The sequence below is a fragment of the Mesorhizobium sp. M7A.F.Ca.CA.002.05.1.1 genome (assembly GCF_003998335.1).
In the GTDB taxonomy this organism is placed as follows: Bacteria; Pseudomonadota; Alphaproteobacteria; order Rhizobiales; family Rhizobiaceae; genus Mesorhizobium.
In genome coordinates this window covers 1-4313 of the sequence record NZ_RZQI01000521.1, presented here as the reverse complement: position 1 = coordinate 4313, position 4313 = coordinate 1, and the positions used below count along the sequence as shown (strand labels likewise).

Here is a 4313-nt window from a genome sequence, read left to right as displayed (position 1 = left end):
CGCCCGATGCACCTGCAAAGCAGAATGGCGGCTCTTCCAGGAAGGCGAATTTCAACTCAGTCAGATCAGGCAAACCGGCGCCACCTATTCCCCGGGCACAGTCTGAGGCAGCCCCGGCTTGTGGCCGTCAAAAGCCGACGGCGAGCGTTTCCAGCCCATGGAAATGGTAAGTGTCCCGAAAGCGCGCCTCTTCGGCAAGATGCAGCTTCGGATGCCGTTCGAACAGGGTTTTCAGCGACACCTGCAATTCGAGCCGGGCGAGCGGCGCGCCGATGCAGAAATGGATACCGGCGCCGAAGGACACGTTCTTCTGGTCGGCACGGTCGGGCCGGAAGGCGAGGGGATCGGCGAAGGCGCGTGGGTCATGATTGGCCATGCCCAGCAGCAGCCCGATCGTCTCGCCCGGCTGCACGACGATGCCGGGCGCGACCTCGATCTCCTGATAGGCATAGCGCGCGAACATGTGCAGCGGCGCGTCGAAGCGCAGGCATTCCTCGACCGTTGCCGCGGTCGCCTCGGGCGAACCGAAGAAGCGGCTGACATCGCCGCCCTGCATAAGGATCGAGCGGACGGCATTGCCGGTCTGATGCACGGTCGCTTCATGGCCGGCATTGAGCAGCAGGATCGCCGAGGACACCATCTCGTCCTCCGACAGCCTCTCACCGTCCTCCTGCGCCGAGATCAGCAGCGACAACAGGTCGTCGCCGGGATTTCGGCGTCGCTCGGTGACGTAGCCACGGAGGAAATCCGCAAATTCGCGGGCGGCACGGTTGGCCGTCTCTTCGATCGCGCGTGTGCGGCCATGCATGTACATGGCGACCATCTGGTGCGACCAGTCGAGCAGTTGCGGCCCCATTTCGACCGGGACACCGAGCATTTCGGCAATGATGGTGATCGGCAAGGGCGCCGCGAAAGCAGGCAACAGGTCGACCGCCTTGCCTGGTTCGAAACGGTCGATCAACTCGTTGGCCAAAGCCTCGACACGCGCCCGCAGCCGTTCGACCTGACGCGAGACGAAGGCGCGGTTGACCAGTGTTCTCAGCCGCGTGTGCACCGGCGGCTCCAGTTCCAGCATCGAATTGGCTTCGACGCCGTCGAAGGCCCTGAGATGGCTGCGGTCCTGTCCAATGCCGCGGCTGTCTGGAATGCCGGCCGGGTTCTGCCGGCCGAAGCGGCGATCGCGCAGCAGCCGGTTGACGTCGTCGAAACCGCCAAAGCACCAGAAGCCGAATTCTTCCCAGAAGAATGCATTCGATACGCCGTGCAGGAAAGCATAGGCATCATAAGGGTTTTGAAAAAAGGCCGGCTCGTGCGGGTCGAGCCGCAGATGTCGAGTGGCTGGATCAAAGGCCAGGGCGGTAGGCGTCCATTTGCTCATGCCAGACCAATAGCGCGGCTTGCCAGCTTGGTTCCAGACCGTATGTTGGCGCCCGCAATCCAATACGTTGAGCCAGCCAACCGGCTGCGGAAAGTCTGATTTGATGAAGGTGATCGTTGTCGGTGCGGGTATTGCCGGTCTCTCGACGGCGTGGTCGCTGGTCAAGGCCGGCCACAGCGTTTCGATCGTCGAGCAAGGGCCGATCCCAAACCCGATGGCCGCGTCGGGCGACCATCATCGCATCATCCGCCGCGCCTACCGCGCGGGGACCGGCTATGGCCGGCTGATCACCGAAGCCTACCAGGCCTGGGACGAGATGTGGGCCGATCTCGGCGAAAGCCACCTCGATCCCAGAGGATTTGTCTGCATTTCGCGCGAGCCGGGCGACGAGGCCGAGGAATATCGCGAGGGCCTGGAAGAAGGCAATTTTCCGTTCGAATTGCTGGAGCCCGATGCTGCGGTGAAGCGCTGGCCGTTCCTGGAAGCCGGGTCGTTCCGCTACGCCTATTTCTCAACCGAAGGCGGCGCCCTGCATTGCCGCAAGATCGCGTCCGGCCTGGCAAAGTGGCTGCGCGCCAACGGCGCCAATGTCTACGAAAATAGCAAGGTCGTCGAAGTCGACGCCGAAGCCGGCCACATCGTGCTCGAAAGCGGTGAGACCATGCAGGCCGACCGCATCGTTGTCGCCGCCGGCGCCTGGGTGCTGAAACTGTTTCCGGAGCTGGACGGCGAGCTGAAGACCTATCGAACCGCACTTGCCTATGTCGAACCGCCCGCCGATCTCGAGGCGGCCTGGCAGGCGGCACCGGTCGTCCTCGATGTCGGCGGCGCGATCGACGGCTATGTGATCCCGCCCTCCGGCGGCGCCGGCATGAAATTCGGGTCCGGGCGGCACAGGGTGCCGACCAGCGACGCCGATTGGAACCGTCAGCCGGTGGCGGGCGAGGGCGAGGCGATCCGCAACCTGTTTTCGCCGCCGATCGACCGCATCGAGGACTATCGTGTGACCGAGGTCGTCACCTGCGCCTACACTTTCACATCAGACGAAAAATTCATGGCGCATGAAAAGGGCAAATGCCTTGTTGTCTCGGCATGCTCCGGTCACGGCTACAAGTTCGGCGCGGCGGTCGGCAGGCGCGTTGCCGCTGCTGTCGGCGATGGGGATATTGCCGGCTTGAAGGCATGGCTGCGGGCGGAGGTCGCCTGAGCGCCGCCGGGGGTGACCTAATTCTGGCAATGCCTGGGAATATGCACCCGCCGCCAGCCCGATGAACCCTCGCGAACCAGCACACGACGCGCGACGGTCTGGTAGGAGGCGGGAACATCGATGATGCGCCTTTGCTCCGGCCGCACCAGCACCTCCTGGGCGATCCTGTCGTATTGTGCGGGGATGACCACGCGCCGCGTGCGTTCGGGCTGGATCACCACGGTTTTGGCGACACGTTCGTAGCGCGCCTTGTGCCAGACCTTGCACAGCACCTTGCGGCCATGGACGACGCGCCATTCCCAGGAATAGCCGCCGCCATCGATCCGGACCGTGCGGTAGACGGTGCGGGTGACGGCCGGCACGACCTGGTAGGTCACTTGCGCCGGAACGGTCATCACGACGCGCTCGCGCGTGCCATAGATAGGGGCGATATAGTCGACCTGCTGACCGGGCGGACTGATCATCACGTCTTCATAGACCGTGTCGTAGACGGCCGGACTGCGGACCGGCTCGTAACATTCGACGGCGCGGCCGCCGGCCGCCGTCTGCGAAATCGTGCCGAGCATGGTCAGGCCGGCGATGGTGAAGCATGCGGTTTTCCCGGGCATGACACTTCCCCTGTTGAACTCTACGCATAAGTTCAACGTTGAATTGTAGAGGAAGCCGTCTCGGAAAAAAGCGGTTTCGGCGCATTTCGTTAAGTGACGCGGTTAAGAAACTGCTACCTTGCGCGGCCGGCCATGCGGCTCCGGACCCGCGGAAGCATCCGCCGCCCGCGAATCCTTGGTCAGAAAGCTTGATTCGACTTACCCAGATGGCTAGGAGGGGTCGGCCTTGCACAAGGATGAGCCGGCATCCTATTTACGGAATAACGATCCAGAACCGATTCTGCCCGATCTGCCGGCATTCCCGGCGCCGGAATCCCACCGCGAGATAAGAGATATCTGATGAAGAACCCCGTCGAAACCTACATGAACCTCGTTCCGATGGTGGTCGAACAGACCAATCGCGGCGAGCGGGCCTACGACATTTTCTCGCGCCTCCTCAAGGAGCGCATCATTTTCATCACCGGTCCGGTCGAGGACGGCATGGCGACGCTGGTCTGCGCGCAGCTTTTGTTCCTCGAAGCCGAGAATCCGAAGAAGGAAATCAACCTCTACATCAATTCGCCGGGCGGCGTCGTCACCTCGGGCATGGCGATCTACGACACCATGCAGTTCATCAAGCCGGCCGTGTCGACGCTCTGCATCGGCCAGGCGGCTTCGATGGGTTCGCTGCTCCTGACCGCCGGTCACAAGGACATGCGCTTTGCCACGCCGAACGCCCGCATCATGGTTCACCAGCCTTCCGGCGGCTTCCAGGGCCAGGCGTCCGACATCGAGCGCCATGCCCTGGATATCATCAAGCTGAAGCGTCGCCTCAACGAGGTCTACGTCAAGCACACCGGCAAGAGCTACGAAGAGATCGAGAAAACGCTCGACCGCGACCATTTCATGACCGCCGACGAAGCCAAGGATTTCGGCCTCATCGACAAGGTCATTTCGTCGCGCGAGGCGGCCGAAGGGGCGCTGGCATAAAGGCAAGTTGGCAGTTGGATGGCACCATCACGCGCTTTTGGCGCGTCTTGCGGCATTTCGGCCACAATTGGCTGTTCCCTCGGGGGACAGGATTGCCTACGTTAAGGCTATGTTGAGTTTCGGCGGCTTAGCTTTATGCGGGGTTGTCGCG

At 62.6% G+C, this 4313-nt stretch carries 4 protein-coding genes; 2 read left to right on the top strand and 2 right to left on the bottom strand.

All coding sequences use genetic code 11. The features are described 5' to 3' along the window. Positions 1-127 precede the first annotated feature (127 nt). Complete coding sequence (locus tag EN939_RS22995; RefSeq protein WP_127269908.1) at positions 128-1378, bottom strand: cytochrome P450; 1251 nt, start codon at positions 1376-1378, stop codon at positions 128-130. A gap of 103 nt (positions 1379-1481) precedes the next feature. On the opposite strand from EN939_RS22995, the gene EN939_RS22990 reads away from it, so the two are divergent. Beyond that, positions 1482-2585, top strand: a complete 1104-nt coding sequence (locus EN939_RS22990; protein WP_127269906.1) for an NAD(P)/FAD-dependent oxidoreductase — start codon at positions 1482-1484, stop codon at positions 2583-2585. A gap of 17 nt (positions 2586-2602) precedes the next feature. Here the strand turns inward: EN939_RS22990 and EN939_RS22985 are convergent, their stop codons facing one another. Further along, a complete protein-coding gene (locus EN939_RS22985) occupies positions 2603-3193 on the bottom strand; it encodes a hypothetical protein (protein ID WP_127269904.1) in 591 nt (196 codons plus the stop codon). Positions 3194-3532: 339 nt separating this feature from the next. Here EN939_RS22985 and clpP point away from each other — a divergent pair, with 339 nt between their 5' ends. Beyond that, positions 3533-4162, top strand: coding sequence for an ATP-dependent Clp endopeptidase proteolytic subunit ClpP (gene clpP / locus EN939_RS22980; protein ID WP_013532191.1), 630 nt, complete (start codon positions 3533-3535; stop codon positions 4160-4162). The last annotated feature ends 151 nt before the right edge of the window (positions 4163-4313 follow it).

Excerpts from the sequence above, each read along its gene's own strand:
- EN939_RS22995 (WP_127269908.1), bottom strand. The coding sequence starts at position 1,378 with ATGAGCAAATGGACGCCTACCGCCCTGGCCTTTGATCCAGCCACTCGA.
- EN939_RS22990 (WP_127269906.1), top strand. The coding sequence starts at position 1,482 with ATGAAGGTGATCGTTGTCGGTGCGGGTATTGCCGGTCTCTCGACGGCG.
- EN939_RS22985 (WP_127269904.1), bottom strand. The coding sequence starts at position 3,193 with ATGCCCGGGAAAACCGCATGCTTCACCATCGCCGGCCTGACCATGCTC.
- clpP (WP_013532191.1), top strand. The coding sequence starts at position 3,533 with ATGAAGAACCCCGTCGAAACCTACATGAACCTCGTTCCGATGGTGGTC.